18 protein-coding genes are annotated in these 23,401 nt (G+C 65.8%); all 18 read right to left on the bottom strand.

The window, feature by feature from the left end:
* Positions 1–44 precede the first annotated feature (44 nt).
* The gene (locus IE116_RS00965) at positions 45–3,860 is read right to left on the bottom strand and encodes an ATP-binding protein (protein WP_189608987.1); all 3,816 of its coding nucleotides are present in this window, start codon (positions 3,858–3,860) and stop codon (positions 45–47) included.
* A gap of 404 nt (positions 3,861–4,264) precedes the next feature.
* On the bottom strand, positions 4,265–5,617 hold the full coding sequence (locus IE116_RS00960) for an MFS transporter (RefSeq protein WP_189608985.1): 1,353 nt from the start codon (positions 5,615–5,617) through the stop codon (positions 4,265–4,267).
* A gap of 127 nt (positions 5,618–5,744) precedes the next feature.
* Entirely contained in the window at positions 5,745–6,317 is a 573-nt protein-coding gene (gene pgsA, locus IE116_RS00955; RefSeq protein WP_189608983.1) for a CDP-diacylglycerol--glycerol-3-phosphate 3-phosphatidyltransferase, read from the bottom strand.
* A gap of 45 nt (positions 6,318–6,362) precedes the next feature.
* Positions 6,363–8,156 carry an excinuclease ABC subunit UvrC gene (gene uvrC / locus IE116_RS00950; protein ID WP_189614376.1) on the bottom strand — a complete coding sequence of 598 codons (1,794 nt, stop codon included), beginning with the start codon at positions 8,154–8,156 and terminating at the stop codon, positions 6,363–6,365.
* Positions 8,157–8,877: 721 nt separating this feature from the next.
* Positions 8,878–10,059 carry a beta-N-acetylhexosaminidase gene (gene nagZ / locus IE116_RS00945; RefSeq protein WP_229827944.1) on the bottom strand — a complete coding sequence of 394 codons (1,182 nt, stop codon included), beginning with the start codon at positions 10,057–10,059 and terminating at the stop codon, positions 8,878–8,880.
* A gap of 193 nt (positions 10,060–10,252) precedes the next feature.
* On the bottom strand, positions 10,253–10,756 hold the full coding sequence (gene acpS / locus IE116_RS00940) for a holo-ACP synthase (RefSeq protein ID WP_229828324.1): 504 nt from the start codon (positions 10,754–10,756) through the stop codon (positions 10,253–10,255).
* 182 nt (positions 10,757–10,938) lie between these two features.
* Positions 10,939–11,697: a pyridoxine 5'-phosphate synthase gene (locus IE116_RS00935; protein WP_189608981.1), complete on the bottom strand. Its 759-nt coding sequence runs from the start codon at positions 11,695–11,697 to the stop codon at positions 10,939–10,941.
* Positions 11,698–11,743: 46 nt separating this feature from the next.
* On the bottom strand, positions 11,744–12,598 hold the full coding sequence (recO, locus tag IE116_RS00930) for a DNA repair protein RecO (protein ID WP_189608979.1): 855 nt from the start codon (positions 12,596–12,598) through the stop codon (positions 11,744–11,746).
* Positions 12,591–13,490, bottom strand: coding sequence for a GTPase Era (era, locus tag IE116_RS00925; protein ID WP_189608977.1), 900 nt, complete (start codon positions 13,488–13,490; stop codon positions 12,591–12,593). The genes recO and era overlap by 8 nt, the downstream gene beginning before the upstream one ends.
* 2 nt (positions 13,491–13,492) lie before the next feature.
* The gene (rnc, locus tag IE116_RS00920; protein WP_189608975.1) at positions 13,493–14,506 is read right to left on the bottom strand and encodes a ribonuclease III; all 1,014 of its coding nucleotides are present in this window, start codon (positions 14,504–14,506) and stop codon (positions 13,493–13,495) included.
* Positions 14,507–14,564: 58 nt separating this feature from the next.
* The gene (gene lepB / locus IE116_RS00915) at positions 14,565–15,467 is read right to left on the bottom strand and encodes a signal peptidase I (RefSeq protein WP_189608974.1); all 903 of its coding nucleotides are present in this window, start codon (positions 15,465–15,467) and stop codon (positions 14,565–14,567) included.
* 43 nt (positions 15,468–15,510) lie between these two features.
* Positions 15,511–17,304, bottom strand: coding sequence for a translation elongation factor 4 (gene lepA, locus IE116_RS00910; RefSeq protein ID WP_189608973.1), 1,794 nt, complete (start codon positions 17,302–17,304; stop codon positions 15,511–15,513).
* Between the two features lie 173 nt (positions 17,305–17,477).
* Positions 17,478–18,983 carry a DegQ family serine endoprotease gene (locus IE116_RS00905; RefSeq protein WP_189608972.1) on the bottom strand — a complete coding sequence of 502 codons (1,506 nt, stop codon included), beginning with the start codon at positions 18,981–18,983 and terminating at the stop codon, positions 17,478–17,480.
* Between the two features lie 70 nt (positions 18,984–19,053).
* Entirely contained in the window at positions 19,054–20,037 is a 984-nt protein-coding gene (locus tag IE116_RS00900; protein WP_189608971.1) for a MucB/RseB C-terminal domain-containing protein, read from the bottom strand.
* Between the two features lie 62 nt (positions 20,038–20,099).
* A complete protein-coding gene (locus tag IE116_RS00895) occupies positions 20,100–20,747 on the bottom strand; it encodes a sigma-E factor negative regulatory protein (protein ID WP_229827943.1) in 648 nt (215 codons plus the stop codon).
* A 147-nt stretch (positions 20,748–20,894) separates the two neighbouring features.
* Positions 20,895–21,494, bottom strand: a complete 600-nt coding sequence (gene rpoE / locus IE116_RS00890) for an RNA polymerase sigma factor RpoE (protein WP_179588272.1) — start codon at positions 21,492–21,494, stop codon at positions 20,895–20,897.
* Positions 21,491–21,964 carry a hypothetical protein gene (locus IE116_RS00885; protein ID WP_189608969.1) on the bottom strand — a complete coding sequence of 158 codons (474 nt, stop codon included), beginning with the start codon at positions 21,962–21,964 and terminating at the stop codon, positions 21,491–21,493. The genes rpoE and IE116_RS00885 overlap by 4 nt, the downstream gene beginning before the upstream one ends.
* 73 nt (positions 21,965–22,037) lie before the next feature.
* On the bottom strand, positions 22,038–23,267 hold the full coding sequence (fabF, locus tag IE116_RS00880) for a beta-ketoacyl-ACP synthase II (protein ID WP_189608968.1): 1,230 nt from the start codon (positions 23,265–23,267) through the stop codon (positions 22,038–22,040).
* Between the last annotated feature and the right edge of the window lie 134 nt (positions 23,268–23,401).

Genomic DNA, 23,401 nt, shown 5'->3' with positions numbered 1-23,401 from the left:
TCGATGCACTTGATGGTGCACCGACTGGTATACAAGTTGCAGGGTCAGAGGCCTCGTGCGTCGGCCGTGGCGGCGTCCAGCAAGGCGCGGGCGCGCCGTACTTCGGGGAGCTCTTCGCCGCCCTGCATGCCGGCCAGCGCGTTCTCGAGCAGGGCCAATGCGTCGGGCGTGCCGCCGTCCGCCGAATACCGAATCAGACTCAGCACGGCGCGCAGCACCATGGGAGGCGACCCGCAGGCCTCTGCCGTGGTAACCGCGCGGCGCAACCAGGGCAGCACGACGGAGGCCGGCTGGCCCTGCGCGAACAGGAACTTGCCCTTGTAGCGCTGGAACTCCGACAGGTAGTGGACGTCCTTGCTGTCGGAGGCGGCGCCCAGCCCGCGCGCCGCGACCTGCATGCCGGTCTGCACATCGCCGACCAGGTCGCAGGCTTCGACCCAGCGGGTGATTGCGAACGGCACCAGGCCACGCGCGATGGTGCTGACCTTGTGCACGCCCAGGGCCAGTTCCGCCACGGCCGATACATCGCCACGCGCGGCATTGGCCCAGGCCTCGCTGCCGGTCAGGATTTCGGACCACAGCGGCGCCTGCATGTCCTGGGCAAGCGCCAGGCCTTCGGTGGTCAGGCGCGTCACCGCATCGGGGTCACCGCACAGGCGCTGCAGTTCCGACACGATCGCCAGGGTCTGCAACAGCGAATAGCGGTGATTGAGCTTGCGGGCCCGCACGATGCCCGCTTCTCCGGCCGCCTGAGCCGAATCGTACTGGCCCAGGTACCACAGCGAGATCGACATGGCCGCATGGGCCACCGACGTCAGGTCCTCGCCCAGCGTCAGGTCAGGCCTGGAGGGATCGCAGGCCGCAATCGCCTTGCGATACTGGTCCACGGCCGCTTCGTGATCGCCGAAAAAGAAATAGGAATAGCCACGCGCGTACATGGCGTGGGCCATCGGGTTGCGGTCGCCCGACGCCTGCGCGAGCCGCAGCAGCGTCTCGGACAGTTCGTAGGTCATGTCGAAGTCCGACCACGAACTGGCGCTTTGCCACAGGCCCCAATAGACCGGGAACAGCCGCGGGTTGTCGCCCAGCGGCTTGGCCAGGCGCAAGGCGGTCTGGAAGCATTCCACGACCTCGGGCGCGCCCGGACCGTGCAGCATGCCGAGCTGGATGCCGAGTTCCATCAGGATCTCGAGCTGCAGCATGTCGGTGTCGGCCGGATCCCCGACCTCGGTCACCCGGCCGACCTTGCCGACCAGTTCCAGCGCGGTGCGGTAGTGGCCCACGGCCTCGTTCGACGCGGCCTTGGCGCCGGCCTTGCGGGCGGCAATCAAGGCATACCGCAGCGCCAGGCGATCTTCGCCCGCGCGGCTGTAATGCCACGCCAGGGCTTCGGGCGCCCGCAGGGGGGTCGATGCGTCGGCGGCCAGCACGTCGGCCAGGCGCCGGTGCGCATCCAGCCGCGCGGCACGCGCCTGCGATTGATACGCGGCTTCGCGCAGCAAGGCATGGCGGAACGCCAGACGGCCGTCTTCCAGCTTCACGATCAGGTTCTGCCGCAGCAACGTGGCGATCGCTTCCATCAGGTTCGCCTTGGGTTCCTGCATCGCCGCAGCCAGCAGTTCCAGGGTGAACTCGCTGCCCGCCGCCGCCGCGAATTGCGCAATCGGTTTGATGCGGCCAACGCTGTCGATCCGCGACATCAGCAGATCATGCAGGGTGCGCGGCACCCGCTCCGACAGGTTGTGCGCATCACTGTCGCCGGCTTCCAGCACGGCGGCGTTGCGGTCGCTGACCAGCTCACGCGTGAGTTCTTCGGCATACAGCGGCACGCCTTCCGACAGCGACAGGATCTGGCGCATGAGCGGCTGCGGCAGGCTCACCTGGCCCGCCACGGAGTGCACGAGTTCAGTCATGGCTGCGGTCTCGAGCAGCGTCAGTTCCATCGTTTCGACCGCCGTGGTGTTGCGCCACGGCGGCAGGAATTCATTGCGCGCCGTGAAGACCTGCAGGCGCTGAGCCAGCGGCTTTTCGGCGATCAGGGCAATCAGGTCGCGGGTCGACGGATCGGCCCACTGCACATCGTCGAAGTGCACGATCCCGCCGCGCGGCACATACATGCCGATCAGGCGGCACAGGCGGCGCGGCAGCAGTTCCTTGGCCGACGGCAGGCCCAGGCGTTCGGCGCTGGATCCGCCCGGAGACGCGTGCAGCAAGTCGGTCACCGACTTGATCAGCGCCATCCGTTCGATATCGACCGAGGTCTGCGGCTCACCGGTCAGCGCCGCTTCGGCGCGCAGCCCATCGACCCAGCGGACCAGCGGGTGGAACGGCATCTGCCGCAATTCGGACGAGCATTTGAAGGTCACGCCCGGCAAGGCGTTGACGGCGCGGAACCGATCCACCAAAAACGACTTGCCGATACCCGCTTCACCGAGCATCAGGATCGTGCGTTCGGGATTGTGCTCCCACAGCTGCGTCAGGTGCTGCAGTTCCGCTTCGCGGCCGCAGAAGGTGTGTTCTGGCCGATGCGGCGATGGCGCCAGCGCGCGGCTGTTGTCGACCACCCGGAAGGTATCGATCTGGCGGATCTGTGAGCGGTCGTACATCCGCCCGGCAAATTCGATGGCAAAGGCGCCGCCCAGCAAGCGGCGCGACTCATCGCTGATGATGACTTCGCCGGTGACGCCCTGCCCGCCCAGTTGCGCGGCCAGCCGGGACACGACGCCCCCCGCATCGGGCACGCCGTCGCTCACGGAACTGATCACGACGCCAGTATGGACACCCAGGCAGACTTCGACATACAGGCGATCGTCGGCTGCGGCGGGGTCGCGCGCCTGGCCAATGCGGCTGCACGACAGCGCCGCGCTGATGGCGCGCTTGAGCGAGCCTTCCTGCGCGGTCGGGTAACCAAAGTAGGCCAGCAGGCCGCCGCTGGGCGTGCGCACGGTATGGCCCGACGCTTCGCGCAGCAACGCCTCGCACTGGGCGACCGGGCCGCGCATGGCTTCCACGACCTCTTCCGGTTCCCCCAGCACGACGAATTCACAGGACACCACGGTCAGCTGGCGGCGGTCCGGATGTAGGGCCGCGGGCTCGGGCAGGTCCGGCACGGCTGCCGTCGGCGCATGGATCAATGCCGTCAGGGTGGGCGACGGTTCGGTGCCAAGTTCCATTTCCAGGATGCCGCGATAGCGTTCCAGCTCCTGGCGGGCCAGCTCACGCTGACCCGACCGCACCAGCAGGCGCAGCAGGTTGTGCCATGCGGCGTCGTCCAGGGGCGCGGCCTGCGTCCATTGCCGGACGCGATCGATGGCCGCATGGATGTCGCCGTCGCGCTCGTAGCCCTCGGCCAGCAGGCGCACGGCCTGCAGAAAACGCAGACGGCACTGCTCGCGACGCACGTCCACCCAGTTGGCGAAATCCGGTGCGTCGTCGAGTTCCAGGCCTTGCAGGAATTCGCCGCGATACAGGGCGATGGCGTGCGACAGGCGATCCAGGTCGGCGGACGCGCCTACCGAGAACGTGCGCTGCGCCACATCGACCGCGGCATTGAAGTTGGCGAAGTCCGTCCAGACGCCGGCTTCGGCACGCAGGCGCATCACATCGCGATTGCCTTCGAGCAGGCCCGCACCCAGGGCCTCTTTCAACTCGAACAGCATGCGCTTGAGCTTCTCGCGGCCCTGTTGCAGCGTAGCTTCGGGCCACAGCAGAAAGGCCAGCGACTCGCGCGTGTGGAAACCGCTTTCGAGCGCCAGATACGCCAGCAGTGCGCGCGCCTTGTTATATCGGAGGGAAAGGGTCTTCGCGCACGTTTCGATTGCGAGGGGGCCCAGCAGATACAGGGATAGTGAGGGTGCCATAAAACTAAGGACGCTTCGCCTTTGGCATTGGGTGTGAGGATTCGGACAAATTCGGCCGCACGCGACCGCAAGCTTTCTGCTGCCCTGCCCCGCTCACCTACCAAGCCATAGCGCATTGCCTGACAACGCAGCGCCTGAACCGATCTTTCTGAGGAAATTCTCTCAAAAATATCACTTGAGCACCTACATTCCCACCGGCAACGGCGAAAACCGGCAAATTGCGTGCGATTTCCGGGGAGGCTGTCTCATCTCGTATACGTAAAGGACATAGCAGCTATCCTACTATTGACATATACCCGTACGGCTACGCATTTACCCTCGTTCTTGTAAGCGCATGCGAGGATTAATCCCATTGCGCGAAATACCGCCCGAGTATTCGTACTCTAGGTGTCGGTAGAAACCCGTCATGCCGTGGCACCTGCACGGGACTCCGCAGGCGCTCCAGCGCTGGCGCGAGCGCGCGACGCGATCCAAGCCGCCAGGCCCGCCGCTACCAGAAAGGCCAGCAAGGCGCCGAAGTACGGCGCCTGCCGCAGTCCGGCGTCGAACAGCGCGCCAAACGCCAGCGGCGCCAGGGCCGATCCCGTGTCCATGCCCGAATACACCAGGCCATAAACCGACCCGGTCGCCCCCTTGGGAGCGACCTTGCGGACCAGCATGTCGCGCGACGGACCCGCCACGCCTGCGCACATGCCCGCCAGCACCACCAGGGGCACCGCAAACGAGGACGGCACGACCTGCAACGCGATCAGCGCCAGGATCCCGCCCGCAGCCAGGAAAGAGCCCGCCACGATCTTTTCACTGTGCGGCCCCGCCGAGACCAGGAAGCCGCCGCCGACCATGCCGATCGCGCCGCCCACCATATAGCCCGACAGCGCCGTGCTGGCCGCGACGGTGGTGATGCCGTACAGGCTGCCCAACAGCGGCACCGTGTAGTTCTGAACGGCCGACAGCGCGGCCGAGGTACACAAGAAGAACAAGAAAGCACCCCACAAAACGGGGCTGCTGACCAGGGCTTTCAGGGAACCGCCGCCCGCGGCCTTGGCCGGGACAGGCCGGGCGGGCAGGTCGGCGCCGCCCCGGGGCGTGGCGGACGCGCTTACGCCCGCTGCGGCATCGATGGCCGAGTCGTTGGTCACCACCGGCCGCACCACGTCGACGGTCAGCAGCCGCCGGCCGATCACCGTCATGGCCAGCACCGCCGCCAGCAACAGCGCCGCGCCGAACGCCGCAATCCGCCAGCTGAAGAAGTACGTCAGCGTGGCGATGAACACCGGCGTGGCCGCCCAGCCCAGATTGCCCGTGATGCCGTGCGCGCTGAACGCATGCCCGAGCCGCGGCGCACTGACCCGCCGGTTCAGGATTGAAAAGTCGACCGGGTGGAAGACGGCGTTGCCCATGCCGGCAATGGCGGCGGCGGCGAGCAGCCACAGATAGCCTTGCGCGGCCCCCAGCACGCAGCCCGCCAGCACGAAATTGCCCAGCCCGAACCACAGCATGGGCTTGGCGCCAAAGCGGTCCACCGCGAACCCCGAAGCGGCCTGCCCCAGGCCCGACAGGGCATAGAACACGGCCACGACGGCGCCGAGTTCGGCAAAGCTCAGGCCGAATTCGAGGGACAGCGGGACGTACAAAGAGGGAATGACGAGCTGGAAGAAGTGCGACGACGCGTGGGCAATTCCCACGAGCGTGATGACTTTCCAATCGAAATGACGGCGGGCGTACCGGTGGCCCGGTGCCCTCAGAACTTGCTGCACGATGTCTCCATGGCGGCGCCCTGCAAAGCAAAAGGGGGCGCGCCGCGCTTCTTGTCGGCCCGACAGCGAGGTCGGACCGCGAAATTCACACTGCCGGGTTCAGGCCGCCGGGTTCAGGCCGCCGGGTTCAGGCCGACTTCTTGATGATAGGCCAGGCCCGGCGCAGGTAGTACATCATCGACCATACGGTCAGCACGGCCGCGACCTCGATCAGGCGCGAGCCCCACCAGTGCGTATCGATCACGCCGAACAGGCGGCGGTCGTACAGCAGGCAGGGAATCGCCACCATTTGCGCGATCGTCTTGAACTTGCCCAGGCGATGCACCGCGACGCTGGCGCGCGCGCCAATCTGGGCCATCCATTCCCGCAGGGCTGAAATCGTGATCTCGCGGCCGATGATCACCAGCGCGATCATGGCGTCGACCCGGCCCAGATTGAGCAGCACCAGCAGCGCCGCGCTCACCATCAGCTTGTCGGCCACCGGATCCAGGAACGCGCCGAACGACGAGGTCTGGTTCCAGAGCCGCGCCAGCCAGCCGTCGAGCCAGTCGGTCAGCGCCGCAAACACGAAAATCGCCGTGGCCAGGATGTCGCGCAGGTGAAGGCCCAGCAGGCTTTCCGGCACATAGTAGAGACCCACTACCAGGGGGATCATGACGATCCGCACCCAGGTCAGGATAATCGGCAGATTAAGAGGCATGGTGAATGCTAACAGGCTGGTCGCCAGGTGAAGGGTGGGTCATGCTCAATGCAATTGACGGTAGATACGTTCGGCCAGATCGAGCGAGATGCCATCGATCGTCGCCAGGTCTTCGACGCTTGCCGCCAGTACCCCGCGCAGTCCTCCGAATCGCGCCAGCAGGCGCTGACGGCGCTTGGCGCCGATCCCCTCGACTTCTTCCAGCCGCGACACGTTGCGGGTCTTGGCGCGCCGCGCGCGCATGCCGGTGATCGCAAACCGGTGGGCCTCGTCGCGGATCTGCGCGACCAGCATCAGCGCCGCCGATTCGCCGCCCAGCACAAGCGGTGGCCGGCCGTCCGGAAAGACCAGCGTTTCCAGTCCGACCTTGCGGCCCTCTCCCTTGGCGACGCCGACCAGCAGTCCGATATCCAGGCCCAGTTCTTCGAAGACCTGGCGCGCCGAACTGATCTGTCCCTTGCCGCCGTCGATGAGGACTATATCCGGCATGACCCCCTCGCCGTGAGAGTTTTTTTCGTAACGACGCGTCAGCACCTGGCGCATGGCGGCGTAGTCGTCACCCCCCACGATGTCGTCGATGTTGTAGCGCCGGTATTCCTTGGGCTGCGTGGCGTGGTGATGGTAGACGACACAGGACGCCTGCGTGGCCTCCCCCGCCGTATGGCTGATGTCGAAGCATTCGATGCGCAGGTTTTCCAGCGCGGCTTCATCCGTGTCCATGCCCAGCACCTGGGCCAGCGCCAGCGTGCGCGCCTGCTGCGACCCGGCCTCGGCCAGCACCCGCGCCAGCGCCAGTTCGGCATTCTTGCGCGCCTGTTCCAGCCAGCTCTTGCGCACGCCTTGCGGCTGCTTGAGCACCGTCAGCTTGGTCCCTGCCTGCTCGGCCAGCATGTCCGCCACTTCGGGATCGGGCAAGGCATGCGACACGACGATCACCGGCGGAAGCGCCCGTTCGATGTAGTGCTGAGACATGAAGGCTTCGAGCACGTCGCCGGGCGAATCGCCATCCGTATGGGTCGGAAAGAACGGCTTGTCGCCCAGATGGCGTCCGCCCCGGACCATGGCCAGGTTCACACAGGCGCGGCCGCCCTGCAGCGCGATCGCGATGATGTCGGCATCCTGGTCGCCAATGCCTTCCATGGTCTGCTGACGCAGCACGCTGGACAACGCCGACATCTGGTTGCGCAGCACGGCCGCGTCTTCGAAGCGCATGTCGCTCGACGCCTTGAACATGCGCGTCTCGATATCGGTCAGCACCGCCTGGGTATGCCCGCGCAGGAACTGCGTTGCGCGGTGCACGTCCTCTGCATAGTCTTCAGGCTTGATCAGGTCCACGCACGGGCCGGAGCAACGCTGGATCTGATGCAGCAGGCAGGGCCGCGACCGGTTCGAAAACACGGTGTCTTCACAGGTGCGCAGGCGGAACACCTTCTGCAGCACCTGGATGCTTTCGCGCACGGCCCAGGCGCTGGGGAAGGGACCGAAGTACTGGTTGCGCCGGTCGGTCGATCCCCGGTAGTAGGCGATGCGCGGGAATTCGTGCCCCGTGACCTTCAGGTAGGGATAGGACTTGTCGTCGCGAAACAGGATGTTGTAGCGCGGCGAGAGGGACTTGATGAGGTTGTTTTCGAGCAGCAGCGCTTCGGCTTCGGACCGGGTGACGGTCACATCCACCTTGGTCACGCGCGCCACCATGTGGGCGATGCGCGGGCTGGACGGCTGCTTCTGGAAGTAGGACGACACGCGCTTTTTCAGGTCGCGCGCCTTGCCTACGTACATGACCTCGCCTTCCGCATTGATGTGGCGGTAGACGCCCGGCAAGTGTGGCAGCTGCGCCATCAGGCGCTTGGCGTCGAAGGGTTCGGGTGCGCGAGGCGTGTCGGGGGTGGCCGGGGCGGCAGCGGCGGCTTTCGCGCGCGGTTTGCGGCCGGGCGCGGGGTCGGCGTCGGCTGGGGCGCCGCCGGCGGCCGGGTCAGTGTCGGTGTCCGCGTCGGTGTCGGCGTCCGCGTCGGTGTCGGCGTCCGCGTCGGTGTCGGCGTCCGCGTCGGTGTCGGTGTCGGTGTCGGTGTAGGGGTCCGCGTCGGTGTCGTTGTCCGCGCCAACATCGGTATCGCGGTCCGTATCGCTGTCCGTATCGACGTCGGCATCACTGCCCACGTCGTCGTCCAGATCCCCCGCCATCTCGGCCACCTCGCCATCCACCCGATGCTCGGGCAGCGGCGGCTGGGTGCCTGCGGGCAGGTCGTTGCCCTCCTCCACCACGTCAGGGGCACGCGGCGCGGCGTCGGCAGGCGACGCAGCAGGCTCCGCAGTCGAAGACGTGGCGGCGGGCTCGGTGCCAGGCACGGGCACGGGCGCCTCGGGCATCGAAGAAGTCGGGTCCGGCTCGGTACCGGCGCCGGGAAGAGGTTTGCTCCGGCTCATGGTCGGGTCTCGGGTTGCGCGAATGAAGGAAGCGCCGCCGCGCAATGACACCCAGGAGCAACATCAAGGCGTCGGGCAGCGGCCGATCGGCGGGCGCGCCGCCGGCGGTGTGCCGATCGACGCCGATCGAGGCGAATCAGGCTGGATTGTACCGAGGCAGGGCCAGGATACGGTCACGCGCCCGGGTATAGACCGAATCGGTTACCAACCCATCCCAGTCGGGAGCGTCGAAGCGGGGCATCAGCCGCGCCACACGGGCGGCGGACTCGGCGTTCCATCTCGCGGGCAGGTTCCCGGCCGGAGCGCCGTCGGGCGACGCATCGGACCGCATGCCTGACGGGGCACCCGGCCGCCCATCGGACGCCGTGTTCAACGGCGCATCCGGCGTGATGTCCAGCCGCGCCAGCAGGTCATCCGCCAGGTCCGGCCGATTGCACACCAGGACCATGTCACACCCCGCCCCCAGCGCCGCGGTGGCCCGGCCCAGGATGTCGCCCGCCACCGTGGCGCCTTCCATCGTCAGGTCGTCCGAAAACACCACGCCCTGGTAGCCCAGCCGGCCGCGCAGAATGTCCTGCACCCACACCCGCGAAAAGCCGGCCGGGTGCGCATCCACCTTCGGGTAGATGACGTGCGCCGGCATGACCGCCTGCAGCACGCTGTCACCCAGCCAGACATACGGCATGGCGTCCTCGCCCAGCACGTCCTCCAGGCTGCGATCATCCACCGGGATATCGACGTGCGAGTCGGCCTGCACAAAGCCATGTCCCGGAAAATGCTTGCCGCAATTGCTCATGCCGCGTTGCGCCAGGCCTTGCACCAGGGCGCGCGCCAGCATCGCCACGGCCTTGGGATCGCGGTGGAAGGACCGGTCGCGGATCACGCGGCTATCGCCGTAGTCCAGGTCCAGCACCGGGGTAAAGCTCAGGTCCACGCCCGACGCACGCAGCTCGGCGGCCAGCACCACGCCCACGTCGGTGGCCAGCCGCATCGCGGCCAGTGGATCGTCGTTCCAGACCTCCCCCAGGGTGCGCATGGCCGGCAGGTGCGTGAAGCCGTCGGTGCGAAACCGCTGCACCCGCCCGCCTTCGTGGTCCACCGCGATCATCAGCGGGGCATGGCGCGCCGCGTGGATGCTTGCCGTCAGTGCGCACAGCTGCGCGCGGCTTTCAAAATTGCGGGCGAACAGGATCACCCCGCCCACCAGCGGATGCTGCAGCCGAGCCACCTCGGCCGGCGTCAGTTCGAAGCCGGCGACATCGACGATTACCGGACCGGGGGGCAGCGCGGCGCGCTCGGAAGGGAAAGACACGCTCATGGAATCAGAAGGAAGTCATTGAAGAGAGAAGGAGGCAGGTAGCTGGACCGGGGCCTGCGGTAAGGACCGGGGCCTGCGGTGAGGACCGTGGCCTGCGATAAGGTCCGGCGTGAGGCCTGCAGCGAGCCTGCACTGCGCCTGCGGTGGGGCCTCCAGTGGGGCCTGCAGTGCGGCCTCTGCAGTGCGGCGCCCGTCACGCCGACCGGTTTCCATCCGCACTGGTCACACTGCTGACCGCCGAACCAGCTGCCGTGCTGGCCGGCTCGGCGGGCAACATCTCGACCACCACATACGCCGCGGCCATGTCAGACTCATCCGTGATCGACACATGCGCCGCGCCAAACCGCGCGTCGTACCAGCTGCGCAGCGGCTCGGCCAGCACCACCATCGGCTTGCCGCTGGGGGCGTTCAGCGTCTGCATGCGCGTCCACACCATCGGCATGCGCATGCCCAGGCCGATTGCCTTGGAAAATGCCTCTTTGGCGGCGAACCGGGTCGCCAGGAAACGGATGCCCCGTTGCGGATCGCGTGCGCGGCGGGCGGCAAACTTGGCCAGTTCCCGCGGACCGAGAATCTTGCTGGCGAAACGGTCGCCCCGGCGCGCCAGGGCCCGCTCGATCCGGTCGATGCGCAGCAGGTCGATGCCGACGCCCGCAATGGCCACCGGACGCGCCTGGGGCGGACCGTCATGAAGCACGGTGTCCTTGCCGCCCGAGGCGCGGACGGATGTGCTGCCCGACGTGCTAACGCCGGGACCGCCCGTCAGGCCGCCGGACATGCTGCCCGATGTGCCGACGCCGGCACCGCCCGATGTGCCGACCCCGGCACCGCCCGTCACCCCGCCGGACCTGCCGTCCGCCTCGCCAATCACGGCCCCGCTCAATGCGCGGGCCGCAGCAGCACACCGCGCTGCGCATGCTGGCGCGCGGTCACCATCAGCGCCTTCATGTCGCGCACGGCCGCGGTCCAGCCACTGAACACGGCCTGCGCCACGATGGCATGCCCGATATTCAGTTCGGCGATGCCATCCAGCTCGGCCACGGCCTGCACGTTTTCATAATGCAGCCCATGCCCGGCGTTCACGCGCAGGCCGTGCCGCACGCCTGCCGCAATGCCTTCGCGGATGCGGGCCAGTTCCGCAGCGGCGCCCGCGCCTTCCTGCTCGGCATAGGCGCCGGTGTGCAGTTCGATCACGGTGGCGCCCGCGCGCTGCGACGCTTCGATCTGCGCCGCATCGGGATCGATGAACAGCGACACCCGGATGCCTGCGTCCTGCAACTGCGCCACGGCCGCCCGCACGGTATCGAAGTGACCCAGCACGTCCAGGCCGCCTTCGGTCGTCAGTTCCTGCCGCTTTTCGGGCACCAGGCAAACGTCATGCGGCTTCACGCGGCAGGCGATAGCCAGCATCTCGGGGGTGATCGCGCATTCCAGGTTCATGCGGGTGCGCAACTGGCCGCGGATCGCGTCCACGTCGGCATCCTGGATGTGGCGCCGGTCTTCCCGCAGATGCAGGGTGATCAGGTCGGCGCCCGCATCTTCGGCCATCAGCGCCGCGCGCACCGGGTCGGGATAGGAGACGTGGCGCTGCTGGCGCAGCGTCGCAACGTGGTCGATGTTCACACCCAGATCTATCATGTCTATCACTGCTCTGTGGTCTGTCCGGCGGGTCCGTACGGACGCGTCAGGGAAGGTAATCCTGCAAATCGCGCAGCACCTGCCGTGTGGTCAGGGGGCGGCCGCTCATATGATAGTCGAGCCGTTCCCGCAGCAGGCGGCGCAGCTCGGGTTCGACCAGTGCATCATCGAAGCGGTGCTCGGTCAACGCCTGTAACACCCGGCCACTGACCGCCATGGCCGACCGCGACGCCCAGTTGTCATCGATGGCGTCGTCGATACGCGACGGCCCCGCTTCCAAGGGCAGGCGGTACTGCTGGTCGGGGTTGATGGGCTCGCCCGCGTCGGTCATGGACGGATCGAAGGCATAGCCGATCTCGCGCAGCAGGGTCCATTCGAATTCCCGCAGGCCGGCCGACAGCCGCGGCTGCTCGGCCAGGCGCGAAATGGCATCCACGTACGCGTCGTACAGGGCTTCATGGGGATCGTCGCGGGTCAACAGGCGCAGCAGCAACTCGTTCAGATACCAGGCGGACATGGCCGATGAACCCTGCAGCCGCAGCGGCGCGCCCGACCATTCGGCGCGGATCAGCGTCTTGATATCCCCTGCCCCGCTCCACGACAGATTGAGCCGCTGGAACGACACCAGTACCGAACGCAAGGCCGAGTGCGGGCGCTTGGCTCCCTTGGCCACCAGCGCAACGCGCCCGTGCGACCGTGTGAACACGTCCAGGATCAGCGACGTTTCACGGTAGGGATAGCTGTGGAGCAGGAAGGCGGGGCGGTCTTCGACCCGGTTGGTCACGCGGGGCGCGCGCCGGGCCGTCTTTTTGGGCGAGCCGACGGCATCGGCGCCGTCGGCCGGCGCCAGGCCTACCGGAGAGGCGTCGAACGGAACCGAAAAGATCGGCTCATCATTCATAACCCAGATCGCGCAACTGGCTTTCGCGGTCCGCCCATCCCTTTCTGACCTTGATGTAGATCTCGAGGTGGACCGACGAGTCGATCAGCTTGGCAATGTCCTGCCGCGCTTCGGTGGCGATCCGCTTGATGCGATCACCGTTCGTGCCCAGCAGAATCGGCTTGTGGCTGTCGCGTTCGACGATCACGCACGCGGCGATGCGGGTCAGCTTGGGCGTTTCTTCCCACTGCTCGATCACCACGGTCGATCCGTAAGGCAGTTCGTCGCCCACCAGGCGGAAGATCTTTTCGCGGATCAGTTCGCCGGCAATGAAACGCACCGGACGGTCGGTCAGGGTATCGGCCTCGAACATGGGTTCGTTCTCGGGCAGGCCGGTCGCGATCTCGTTCAACAGGTCGTCCAGCTGACGCGACTTGGCGGCGCTGACCGGCACGACGGCGTCGTAGGCATGCTTGGCCATGACCTTGGCCACGAACGGGAACATCGCTTCGCGGTCCTTGAGCAGGTCGGTCTTGTTGACCGCCAGCACCGTGCGCGCCTGCGATTTCATCAGCGGCAGCAGGTTGGCATCGCCATCCGACCACTTGCCCGCCTCGATCACATGCACGACCACATCCACGTCGGATAGGGTCTGCGTGACGACGCGGTTCATCATCTTGTTCATGGTGCCGCCGTGGCGCGTCTGGAAGCCGGGCGTGTCGACGAAGACGAACTGGTCATGCTCCCGGGTCAGGACGCCATGGATGCGGTGCCGTGTCGTCTGCGCCTTGCGCGACACGATGCTGACCTTGGCGCCGATCAGCGCATTCAGCAACGTGGACTTGCCCACGTTGGGCCGCCCGACGATAGCCACGAAACCACAACGGAAGGCGGGGGAGGATTCTTCGGACATGCTCATTTCTTGGTCAGCGTAAGGGAGGCCTGGCGGTCGTCAGCCGGGTGGTCGTTGGCCGGGTGGTCGTTGGCCGGGCGGTCAGCAGCGAGGCGGTCGTCGGCGACGCGGTCATCAGTTACGCTGTCGTCGGCCACGCGGTCATCGGCATGCAGATCGTCGTGCGGGTCGTTGGCCAGGCGGTCGCTGGCCGGCGCCATCGCGTCCATGGGCATGGCCGCCCGGGACGGCGCCTCGGCAGACGATGCACCCGGCATATCGTCGGACGCCGCCTGGGCCACCGCCACCGGCAGCGACAGCTGCGCGGTCTTGCGAGCCCGGGGCGTCCGTTTGGCGGGCGCCGGGGCGGCGGTCAAAGCCACTTCCAGCGCCTGTTTGGCCGCCGACTGCTCGGCCGCGCGCCGGCTGCCGCCGATGCCCACCACCTGCACGTCCAGCTTGGGAATCGCGCATTCGACCTCGAATTCCTGGCTGTGCGCCGCGCCGTGCGTGGCCACGACCGTATAGACAGGCAATGCGATCTTGCGCCCCTGCAAATATTCCTGCAGCAGCGTCTTGGCGTCCTTGCCCAGTGTCTTGGGGTCGACAGTTTCCAGCACCGGTTTGTACAGCTTTGCAATCGCCTTGCTGGCGACGTCGAAGCCGGCATCCATGTAGATGGCGCCAAAGATGGCTTCCAGGGTGTCGGCAAGGATGGACGGACGGCGGAATCCACCGCTTTTCAGCTCCCCTTCCCCCAGCCGCAGGAAACGGGACAATTCCAGGCGCTGGGCGATATCGGCCAGCGAGGCCTGCTTGACAAGATTCGCCCGCAGCCGCGAGAGGTCGCCCTCGTCGATGCGGCTGAAACGGTCGTACAGCAAGGAAGCGATCGCGCAGTTCAGCACGCTGTCGCCCAGGAATTCCAGCCGTTCGTTATGTTTGCTGCTGTGGCTGCGGTGCGTCAAAGCCTGCTCAAGCAGGCTCTTGTTCCTGAAGCTGTAGTCGATACATTTTTCGAGCGTACTCAAGCTCATTCATGGGCCTTAGCGCACGCCGCCGGCACGGAACCGGCGGGGGTGGTGATGAAGGAGATCAATGGAAGCGGCCTATCCGTTTGAGGTCGCCGAAGTTCATCCAGACGAAAAATGCCTTGCCGACGATATTCGCTTCGGGCACGAAACCCCAGTAGCGGCTGTCGGCACTGTTGTCCCGATTATCGCCCATCATGAAGTAACTGCCTGCCGGCACCTTGCAGCGTACCCCTTCCCGCGAGTAGGTGCACTGGTCCTTGTTCGGAAAGCTGGGGAACGGTTCGACCTCGGCCGGGCGGCGTTCCTCGATCAGGATCTCGTGCGGCACGCCGCCCAGGGTCTCGCCGAACAGGCCGGCATACGACACGCGATCGGGATCGAAATACTCGCCCTTGGACACGGTCGGCACGGCCTGGCCGTTGATTGTGAGCCGCTTGTTCAGATAGGCGACTTCGTCACCCGGCACGCCCACGACGCGCTTGATGTAGTCGACCTGGGGATCGGCCGGGTAGCGGAACACCATCACGTCGCCGCGCTTGGGGTCCGACACCGGAATGATCTTCTTGTCGATGATCGGCAGGCGCACGCCGTACGAAAACTTGTTCACCAGGATCAGGTCGCCGATCTGCAGCGTCGGCATCATGGAGCCCGACGGAATCCGGAACGGTTCGACCACGAAGGATCGCAGCGCGAACACGAACAGGATCACCGGAAAGAAGCTGACCGAATATTCGACCCACCACGGCATCTTGGCCGCGCGGTCCACCACTTCCTGGCGCCGGCGCGTCGCTTCGGCCTGACCGCTGGACGCGCGGATGGCGTCGCCCTGCTGTCGGTCGAAGTCGGCGGCCGCGGCGTTCATGCGGGCCTGGCGGGCGGGCCGCAAGGACCAGCGGTCCAGCGACCAGACAATGCCGGTCACGATCAGCAGCACGAACAGGATCAGTGCGAAGTTCAGGCTCATGCCGCCACTCCCACCGTGCCGGATGTCATCGTCAGACCACGCATCATTTGTCCTCGACCTGCAAAATGGCCAGGAACGCTTCCTGGGGAATCTCGACGCTGCCGACCTGCTTCATGCGCTTCTTGCCGGCCTTCTGTTTCTCGAGCAGCTTCTTCTTTCGCGAAATGTCGCCGCCATAACACTTGGCCAGCACGTTCTTGCGCAGCGCCTTGACGTTCTCGCGTGCAATCACTTCGGCGCCGATCGCGGCCTGGATCGCCACGTCGTACATCTGGCGCGGGATCAGTTCACGCATGCGCGCCGTCACATCGCGGCCGCGGTAACGCGCATTGGCACGGTGCACGATCAGCGACAGGGCATCGACCCGGTCGCCGTTGATCAACAGGTCCACCCGCACCACGTCGGCGCTGCGGTATTCCTTGAACTCGTAATCCATCGACGCATAACCGCGCGACACTGATTTGAGCTTGTCGAAGAAGTCGAGGACGATCTCGGCCAGCGGGATCTCGTAGGTCAGGTGGACCTGGCGGCCGTGATAGGCCATGTTCAGCTGGTTACCGCGCTTGGCGGTGCACAGGGTCATGACCGGTCCCACGTATTCCTGCGGCATGAACAGCACGACGGTCACGATGGGCTCGCGAATGTCGTCCAGCTTGCCGACCTCGGGCATCTTGGACGGACTGTCGACCATCACGATGGTCCCGTCGCGCTGCACGACCTCGTACACCACCGAAGGCGCGGTCGTGATCAGGTCCATGTCGAATTCGCGTTCCAGGCGTTCCTGCACGATTTCCATATGCAGCAGCCCCAGGAACCCACAGCGAAAGCCGAAGCCCAGCGCCTGCGACACTTCGGGTTCGTACATCAGCGCGGCGTCGTTCAGCTTCAGTTTTTCGAGCGAGTCGCGCAGCTGGTCGTATTCGCTGGATTCGACCGGATACAGCCCGGCGAACACCTGCGGCTTGACCTCCTTGAAGCCCGGCAGCATGGCATCCGCAGGCTTGGCCGCGTGGGTGACGGTATCGCCCACCTTGGCGTTTTTCAGTTCCTTGATGCCGGCGATGATGAAGCCCACCTCGCCTGCGGACAGCTGCGAACGCGGCTGCGACTTGGGGGTGAAGACGCCCAGGTGCTCGCTCAGGTGCGTGGCGCCCGACGCCATCAGCAGGATCTTTTCCTTGGGCCGGAGCACGCCGTTGATCACCCGGACCAACATGACGACGCCCACATAATTGTCGAACCACGAGTCGACGATCAGCGCCTGGAGCTTGGCCTCCGGATCGCCCTTGGGCGCCGGAATACGTTCGATCACCGCTTCCAGGATGTCGTCGATGCCCATGCCGGTCTTGGCGCTGGCCGGAATCGCATTTTCGGCATTGATGCCGATGACTTCTTCGATTTCGCGCTTGGCGCCTTCAGGATCGGCCTGCGGCAGGTCCATCTTGTTCAACACCGGCACCACTTCCACGCCCAGTTCGATGGCGGTATAGCAGTTGGCCACGGTCTGCGCTTCGACGCCCTGCGAGGCGTCGACGACCAGCAGCGCGCCTTCGCACGCCGACAGCGAGCGGCTGACTTCATACGAGAAGTCGACGTGCCCCGGGGTGTCGATCAGGTTCAAGTTGTAGACCTTGCCGTCGCGCGCCTTGTAACTGAGCGACGCGGTCTGCGCCTTGATCGTGATGCCCCGCTCGCGCTCGATGTCCATCGAATCGAGCACCTGGGCTTCCATCTCGCGGTCGGACAATCCGCCACAACGCTGGATCAGGCGGTCGGCGAGCGTCGACTTGCCATGGTCAATGTGGGCGATGATGGAGAAATTGCGAATGTGCTGCATGCGATCCGTTATGAATGAGGTAGCGGGCGGCGAAAAAAGGGGGCGCTACGCGCCCCGCCTGCGTGGTGTCGACCGGAAAGCCGGTCCACACCCGCCAATTTCCTGCCGCGACACGGCATTTTAGCCTTGCGCGGCAATGTGTGCCGGTTTTGCCGGCCGCGGCGCCCCTGGCCTTAGCGCGCCGGGCGCAGCGGCACCCATTGCGTCAGCTCGTCGCGGCGTACCAGCACGCCGTGCACCTTGCCCTTTTCGAGCTTGGCGACGATGCCGTTGAACTGGGACACGCCCGTGATTTCCGTATTGTCGAGCGCCAGCAGTATATCGCCTGCCTTGATTCCGGCACGGGCGGCAGCGCCGTCCACGGCGTCGACCTGCACGCCGCCGCGGATACGGAGCTCCTTCTTGCGGGCAGCAGGCACTTCGGAGACCACGACGCCCAGCGCGTTGGTCTTTTGCGCCGGAGCGGGTTCCTTGTCCTCGCCACGGCCAGCGGCCGACGCGGTCTTGTCTTCCAGTTCGGCCACCGTGATCGTCAGATCCTTAGTCGCGCCGCGGCGCCACACCTGAATCGTCGCCTTCGTGCCGGGCTTGGTTTCCCCGACGGCGCGTGGCAGATCGGAAGAACGGTCGATCGTCTTGTTGTTGAACTTCAACACCACGTCGCCCGGTTCGATGCCGGCCTTCTCGGCAGGGCTGCCGGGTTCGACCATGCCCACCGATGCGCCCGCAGTGCGGCCCAGGCCGATGGCGTCGGCGACTTCCTTGGTGACTTCACTGATCTGGACACCGATACGGCCCCGTGTCACGCGGCCGGAGGTGCGCAGCTGTTCGACCACGCGCATGGCGTCATCGATCGGGATCGACAGCGAAATGCCCATGAAGCCGCCACTGCGCGAAATGATCTGCGAATTGATGCCGACCACTTCACCGCGCATGTTCAGCAGCGGGCCGCCCGAGTTGCCGGGGTTGACGGCCACGTCGGTCTGGATGAATGGCAGGTAGTCGCCGGTATCACGCCCCTTGGCGCTGACGATACCCGCGGTCACGGTCGAATCCAGGCCGAACGGCGAACCGATGGCCACCACCCACTCGCCCTTGCGCAGCACGCTCGGATCACCGATCTTGAGCGGCGTCAGCCCGGTCGCGTCGATCTTGATCAGGGCGACGTCGGTGCGTTCATCGGACCCGATGACCTTGGCCTTGAACTCGCGGCGGTCGGTCAGCGTGACGTAGATGTCGTCGGCGTCCTTGACCACGTGGTGATTGGTCAGCGCATAGCCGTCGGCCGAAATGAAGAAGCCCGAGCCCACGCCGCGTGGCACTTCCTGACCTTCGCCGCTGTCGGGGACCTGGCCGCGCGGCGTGCGCGGGGTCTGGCCACCGCCGCCCCCCGGAGGATTGAAGTCCGGCCCGAAGAACCAGCGGAACAGCTCATAGGGATCCTGCCCGCCCGGCGCGCCGGGGACGCCCGACGGACCGCGCGCCACAGCCTTGGACGTGGTGCGGATGTTGACGACCGCCGGGTCGGCCCGGTCCACCAGATCGGTAAAGTCGGGCAGCCCGCGCGCCTGCGCGTGCACCGTGGGGGCGACGCCGACGAACAGGGTCAATGAAGTTACGACGGCCAACAATGCCTTGCGCATATCGAGACGCGCCATCGGCAAGGACAACTCGAGCATGAAACACTCCGGCGAAGAAGAGAAAGCGGATACGGGTCAGCAGGACGGCAGACGCGGGGCGCCCGCCGTGTCAGGGACGACGCGAGACAGGGTGATAGTCGACGGACGCGGCAACGCGCTGAATGGTTCCCAGCGGGGCTTCGCCGAGCACCGTGATCCAGTAATCACCCAGCCTGCGGCCCACCACGTGGATGGCGCCGCGGGAACTCGACCCGACCTGTTGAGGATGCGCAGTGCTGAAGGGCTCGATGAAAATGGAAATGGCGGCGAGCCCGTCGGACAGCATGATCTGCTTGACGTTCTGCTTGCCGCCCATCGAGCGCTGCAACTGCGTGACAGTATGGAAACCCGCGGTTTCGGCGACCGACCAGCCATGGGCGGCCAGATCGGTGGGCGTCAATTGCGCGCGGATGATCTTCCAGTCCTTGGTGGACCATTTCGGCTTGAGCTGGCCAGCGTCCACGCCAGACCCCACCTGCAGCGTCATGAACGCCACCTGCTCGACCACGCCGACTTCGCTCGACAGCGTCTGCGCGCGCAGCAGCAGGCCGGAGCGGGTGTCCGCACAGAGGCGGTAGCCGTAGCGGTCGTTGTCTTTGGGCTGAAGGTTGATGACCTGGCAGTCGCGGTCGGCCACGCGTTCGGACTGCGGCTCGACGGTGACCAGGTAGTTGGCGGCCAATTGTTCGGCCTTGCCCAGCATCAGTCCGGGGAATCGATCGCGCGTGGTGCGCTTTTCGACCAGGATGGCCTTCTTGGCCGGGATCAGGCACTGGATATCGTCGTTTTCACGCAGGAATTCGAGCGGCTGCCCATCGAGAACCTCGAGGCGCTCATGCTCACCCTTGCTGTCGGCGATATGGGTGACTCGCGACGACTGCATCGACGCGCCCTGCTGGTAGGTAAACACGCCCGAGTAATTCAGCTGCTGCGCCGAATTCTGGATACGTTGCAGCAGCGACACGTTGGCCGCCGTGGCGGTATCGCCCTGCCCCTGCCCCGCGATCCCCTGTGCATGGACCGCCACTGCCAGCACGCAAGTCAGCACCGCCACGAAGGGGCGTGCCGACTGCAACACCGGCTGAACCCTGCCGATCCGGCTCGCCGCACTCGATATCAACGCTGTCCTGCCTCGGTGTCGTAAGAGGTGGTCGAAACTTCACGGATGGCGCTCTTGCCCGATACCTGACGATGCGCGTCCAGGTAATCGGCCAGCGACAGGTCCCCGCTCGCGGCTGATGCGGCATCCGCAGGCAGCAACGAGCCATTACTGGGCGAGGTGCTGGGCGCCACGGGCGACGACACCTGCGACACCATGCCCTGACCGGGGATGAACGACGATGCGGTAAATTCGGCGGTGCCGGGCGCGGTAGGCTGCGAGCCAAAGTACGGCTGCGCCATCCAGGTAACCGACGCCACGGCAGCCGCGGCAGCGAGGCCCGGCAGGCCGTATCGGGTCATGAAGCGACGCTGCGGTGCGCGGCGCGGGGCGGCAATGATGGGGGCTTCCTGTTCCAGCGCATCCAGGAAACGGGCGTGGAACCCCGCAGACACTGGCTGGGCGAGGTCGGGCGTGCGGAGCACGTCGCCGATCAGGTGGTAGGCATCCCAGCGGGCCAGGCCGTCAGCGGTGGCCAGCGACGCGGGCAGGCTGTCGGCATCGAGTTGGGCTTCGGCGTCGATATACGCGGAGAGCCATTCGGCGGACGACGGATCGAGATCCGCCAGCGACGCGTCGGACGACAGAGGATCTGACGAAGACAAATACGGCGCTGCCGTTGCGCCTTCAGCGTGAGTCGGACGTTGTTCCCGACGCGGTATTACCTGCATTTGTTTACCCTCCGCCACCGGCGCCAACCGATGTGCTTGTTGCCAGTAGTACGTGCCTGCACCCTTGTAACGCCAACCGGCCTACCACCGCTTGTCGTCCTTGGTGCCCAATAATGGCCTGAGCCGCGTTGCTATCGCTTCGCGCGCCCGGAAAATCCGGGACCGCACGGTGCCGATGGGGCAGCCCATCGACTGAGCGATATCTTCATAGCTCATGCCTTCGATTTCACGCAGGACGATCGCGGTTCTCAGTTCCTCGGGCAAAGCCTCGATGGCAGAGTTGACGGTTTCCGCGATTTCCCGCGAGGCCATCATCGATTCCGGCGTGTTGATATCACTTAGGTTGTCGGTTTCGTCGAAAGTTTCACCGTCTTCGTTTTCATATTCAGATGGCGAGCTTGGACGACGCCCCGACGCCACGAGATGGTTCTTCGCGGTGTTGATGGCAATCCGGTACAACCAGGTGTAGAACGCGCTTTCGCCGCGAAACTGCGGCAGGGCGCGATAGGCCTTGATGAAGGCTTCCTGGGCCACGTCTTCGACTTCGCCCGGGTCCCGGACGAAGCGCGACAGCAGGCGCAGGATCTTGCGCTGATACTTCAGCATCAGCAGTTCGAACGCTTTTTTATCCCCGCGCTGGACGCGGGCGACCAGTTCGGCGTCGATTTCGCGTTCCGTCATGACGTTCCCAGCAGGCGGGGGTCGGCAGCGGACGCAGGTACCACAAGGCCTTCAGGACGCTGGGCAAGCCAGCCGGCCGCAATGCGCAGACGGCGCCAGACGGGCCCAGGCACGCTGTCCGACCAGAGGGCCAGGCGGATAGCGCCTTGCCTGGAAACGCCCTGGAGGGCCATCCAGCCGAACGGCGACACGGAAATGGAATGGGGAGTGAAACGCAACCAGCCGCTGGCGGACTGAAGATGCCAGTGGCCTCCGGCATCGATGGCCAGAGCGGTATAAGGGCCCGTTGAAGGGCGCGGCGGCCGGGCGGCGGCCACCAGGCCAGCGGCGGCGGTAGCAAGCGCCGCCGTAACGGCCGCCACGAACGCCACCCCTGGCGACATTCCCAAGCCGGGAGCCGCGGCGACCAGCACCCAATACAGGCTGATCGCCACCGCGGCCGAAGCCGCGGCGGTGGCGAGCCGGGCCAACGTCTCTGCACGCAGAGACGGTACTAACGACGTATGAACCTGCAAGCCGGCAAACGCCGCGAAATCGTTCAAATCAGACCTTACGCACGATCATGGTGCCGTTGGTGCCACCGAAGCCGAACGAATTCGAAATCGCCACGTCGATGTTCATCTTCCGGGCTTCGTTCGCGCAGTAGTCGAGATCGCAGTCGGGGTCCTGGTTGAAGATATTGATCGTCGGGGGCGAGATCTGATGGTGCACGGCCAACGCCGTGAACACCGCTTCGATACCGCCCGCGGCGCCCAGCAAGTGGCCCGTCATCGACTTGGTCGAATTGATGACGAGTTTCTTGGCGTGGTCGCCGAACGCCAGCTTGATCGCTTCGGTTTCGTTCCGGTCGCCCAGCGGGGTCGAGGTGCCGTGCGCGTTCACGTACTGCACTTCGTCGCCGTTGAAGCCGCCATTGCGCAGCGCGTTCTGAATGCCGCGGCGGGGGCCGTCACGATCGGGCGAGGTAATGTGATAGGCGTCGGCGCTCATGCCGTAGCCTGCCAGTTCGCCGTAGATCCGGGCGCCACGCGCCTTGGCGTGTTCGTATTCTTCAAGCACCAGCACGCCGGCGCCTTCGCCCAGCACGAAGCCGTCACGATCCTTGTCCCAGGGACGCGAAGCCGTGGTCGGATCCTCATTGCGGGTCGACAGCGCGCGGGCCGAAGCGAAACCCCCGATACCCAGGGGCGACACGGTCGATTCCGCACCACCCGCCAGCATGATGTCGGCGTCGCCATACTCGATCAGGCGGCCGGCATCACCGATGCAGTGCAGGCCGGTCGTGCATGCGGACACGATCGAATAGTTCGGCCCTTTCATGCCGTAGCGGATGGAGATCTGCCCCGAGATCATGTTGATGATCGACGCGGGCACGAAAAACGGGGAAATCTTTCGCGGACCACGGTCCACGAATTCCTGGTGGGTCTCTTCGATGCGAGGCAGACCGCCAATGCCGGAGCCGACGACCACACCGATACGATCGGCGTTTTCTTCGGTGACCGTCAGGCCGCTGTCTTCCCATGCCTGGACGCCTGCTGCCACGCCGTAATGGATGAAGGTATCCATTTGACGGGCTTCTTTGGTGGACAGGTACTTGGCCAGGTCGAAATTCTTGACTTCACCCGCGATATGGCAGTTGAAGTCGGTGCTGTCGAAACGGGTGATACGGTCGATGCCGGACCGGCCGTTGACGATGTTGTCCCATGCAGTAGCGATGTCGTTGCCCACTGGGGAAACGATACCGAGGCCGGTGATGACGACGCGTCGCTTCACTGAAGACTCCTCAAGTGCGCGGAGAAAAAAGCGCGTTCGGCAACAGCCCAAACCGCCAGAGACGGGAATGAGGCCGCGCGCGGCCGAGCCGCAATAAAAAGATGAAGGCGGCCAACGGGCCGCCCCCTGTCATG

Origin of the sequence: Pigmentiphaga litoralis, assembly GCF_014651835.1 — a bacterium.
Classification (GTDB): domain Bacteria; phylum Pseudomonadota; class Gammaproteobacteria; order Burkholderiales; family Burkholderiaceae_B; genus Pigmentiphaga; species Pigmentiphaga litoralis.
Note: the sequence above shows the minus strand (reverse complement) of the source record. Positions and strands in the feature narration are given on the sequence as shown.

Excerpts from the sequence above, each read along its gene's own strand:
- era (WP_189608977.1), bottom strand. The coding sequence starts at position 13,490 with ATGTCCGAAGAATCCTCCCCCGCCTTCCGTTGTGGTTTCGTGGCTATC.
- pgsA (WP_189608983.1), bottom strand. The coding sequence starts at position 6,317 with ATGCCTCTTAATCTGCCGATTATCCTGACCTGGGTGCGGATCGTCATG.
- rpoE (WP_179588272.1), bottom strand. The coding sequence starts at position 21,494 with ATGACGGAACGCGAAATCGACGCCGAACTGGTCGCCCGCGTCCAGCGC.
- lepA (WP_189608973.1), bottom strand. The coding sequence starts at position 17,304 with ATGCAGCACATTCGCAATTTCTCCATCATCGCCCACATTGACCATGGC.
- IE116_RS00965 (WP_189608987.1), bottom strand. The coding sequence starts at position 3,860 with ATGGCACCCTCACTATCCCTGTATCTGCTGGGCCCCCTCGCAATCGAA.
- IE116_RS00935 (WP_189608981.1), bottom strand. The coding sequence starts at position 11,697 with ATGATAGATCTGGGTGTGAACATCGACCACGTTGCGACGCTGCGCCAG.
- lepB (WP_189608974.1), bottom strand. The coding sequence starts at position 15,467 with ATGAGCCTGAACTTCGCACTGATCCTGTTCGTGCTGCTGATCGTGACC.
- uvrC (WP_189614376.1), bottom strand. The coding sequence starts at position 8,156 with ATGGCGCAGCTGCCACACTTGCCGGGCGTCTACCGCCACATCAATGCG.
- IE116_RS00905 (WP_189608972.1), bottom strand. The coding sequence starts at position 18,983 with ATGCTCGAGTTGTCCTTGCCGATGGCGCGTCTCGATATGCGCAAGGCA.
- nagZ (WP_229827944.1), bottom strand. The coding sequence starts at position 10,059 with ATGAGCGTGTCTTTCCCTTCCGAGCGCGCCGCGCTGCCCCCCGGTCCG.
- rnc (WP_189608975.1), bottom strand. The coding sequence starts at position 14,506 with ATGAGCTTGAGTACGCTCGAAAAATGTATCGACTACAGCTTCAGGAAC.
- recO (WP_189608979.1), bottom strand. The coding sequence starts at position 12,598 with ATGAATGATGAGCCGATCTTTTCGGTTCCGTTCGACGCCTCTCCGGTA.